Origin of the sequence: Serratia nevei, from assembly GCF_024160145.1 — a bacterium.
In the GTDB taxonomy this organism is placed as follows: domain Bacteria; phylum Pseudomonadota; class Gammaproteobacteria; order Enterobacterales; family Enterobacteriaceae; genus Serratia; species Serratia nevei_A.
The window spans coordinates 1-2,019 of sequence record NZ_JAMYWQ010000079.1 but is presented as its reverse complement, the minus strand read 5'-3'; the positions used below and the strand labels follow the sequence as shown (position 1 = coordinate 2,019).

Below are 2,019 nucleotides of genomic sequence, written 5' to 3'. Positions count from 1 at the left end.
GTCACGATGACCGGCTTTTTTATCGGCTGGCGCCAGGCTGCTTACTTCAGCAGCGCCTGCGCCTTGGCCACCACGTTGTCCACGGTGAAGCCGAACTCGGCGAACAGCTGCTCCGCCGGCGCCGACTCACCGAAGGTGGTCATGCCCACGATGGCGCCGTTCAGGCCCACGTACTTGTACCAGTAGTCCGCAATACCCGCTTCCACCGCCACGCGCGCCGTTACCGCCGCCGGCAACACCGACTCGCGGTACGCCGCATCCTGCTTGTCGAACGCGTCGGTCGACGGCATCGACACCACGCGCACCTTGCGGCCCGCCGCGGTCAGCTTGTCCGCCGCTTCTACCGTGATGCCCACTTCGGAGCCGGTGGCAATCAGGATGACGTCCGGCGTGCCCGCGCAGTCTTTCAGCACGTAGCCGCCGCGGTACACGTTCGCCAGCTGCTCTGCGCTGCGCGGCTGCTGGGTCAGGTTCTGGCGCGAGAACACCAGCGTGGTCGGGCCGTCGTTGCGCTCGATGCCGTACTGCCACGCCACCGCCGATTCCACCTGGTCGCACGGGCGCCAGGTGCTCATGTTCGGGGTCACGCGCAGGCTCGCCAGCTGCTCCACCGGCTGGTGGGTCGGGCCGTCTTCGCCCAGACCGATGGAGTCGTGGGTGTAGACGAACACGTTGCGCAGCTTCATCAGCGCCGCCATGCGCACCGCGTTGCGGGCGTATTCCACGAACATCAGGAAGGTCGCCGAGTACGGCAGGAAACCGCCGTGCAGCGCGATGCCGTTGGTGATGGCGGTCATGCCGAACTCGCGCACGCCGTAATGAATGTAGTTGCCCGCCGGGTCAACGTTCAGCGCTTTCGAGCCGGACCACATGGTCAGGTTGCTCGGCGCCAGGTCGGCGGAGCCGCCCAGGAACTCCGGCAGCACCTTGCCGAACGCTTCCAGCGCGTTCTGCGATGCCTTGCGGCTGGCGATGTTGGCCGGGTTGGCCTGCAGTTTTTCCACGAACGCCCTGGCGTCGGCTTTCCAGTCGGCCGGCAGCTCGCCGTTCATGCGGCGCTTGAACTCGGCGGCCTGCTCCGGGAAGGCCCTGGCGTAAGCGGCGAACCTGTCGTTCCAGGCCGCTTCTTTGGCCTGACCGGCTTCTTTGGCGTCCCACTGGGCGTAGATGTCCTGCGGGATTTCAAAGGCGGCGTATTTCCAGCCGAGCGCTTCGCGGGTGGCGGCCACTTCGGCGGCGCCCAGCGCGGCGCCGTGCACGTCATGGGTGCCGGCCTTGTTCGGCGAACCGAAGCCGATAACGGTCTTGCACATCAGCAGCGACGGCTTGTCGGTCACCTTGCGGGCTTCTTCAATCGCGGCCTTGATGGCGTCCGGGTTGTGGCCGTCGACGTTGCGCACCACGTGCCAGCCGTAGGCTTCGAAGCGCAGGGCGGTGTCGTCGGTGAACCAGCCGTCGACGTGGCCGTCGATGGAGATGCCGTTGTCATCGTAGAAAGCGGTCAGCTTGCCGAGCTTGAGGGTACCGGCCAGAGAGCAGACTTCGTGCGAGATGCCTTCCATCATGCAGCCGTCGCCCATGAAGGCGTAGGTGTGGTGGTCGACGATGTCGTGGCCCGGGCGGTTGAACTGCGCCGCCAGGGTGCGTTCGGCGATGGCGAAGCCGACGGCGTTGGCGATGCCCTGGCCCAGCGGGCCGGTGGTGGTCTCAACGCCCGGGGTGTAGCCGTACTCCGGGTGGCCCGGGGTTTTGGAATGCAGCTGACGGAAGTTTTCCAGCTCGCGCATCGGCAGGTCGTAGCCGGTGAGGTGCAGGAGGCTGTAAATCAACATGGAGCCGTGGCCGTTGGAGAGCACGAAACGGTCGCGGTCAGCCCAGTGCGGGTTAGTCGGGTTGTGGTTGAGGTAGTCACGCCACAGGACTTCGGCGATGTCCGCCATGCCCATAGGGGCACCCGGGTGGCCGGAATTGGCTTTTTGTACGGCGTCCATGCTGAGTGCGCGGATGGCGTTGGCAAGC

General features: G+C 66.1%; 1 protein-coding gene. It reads right to left on the bottom strand.

Annotated features, from left to right (window positions below; all coding sequences use genetic code 11):
* Window positions 1-41: 41 nt before the first annotated feature.
* A partial coding sequence (tkt, locus tag M6G53_RS24730) for a transketolase (RefSeq protein ID WP_253335184.1) occupies window positions 42-2,019 on the bottom strand: 1,978 nt, incomplete at its 5' end.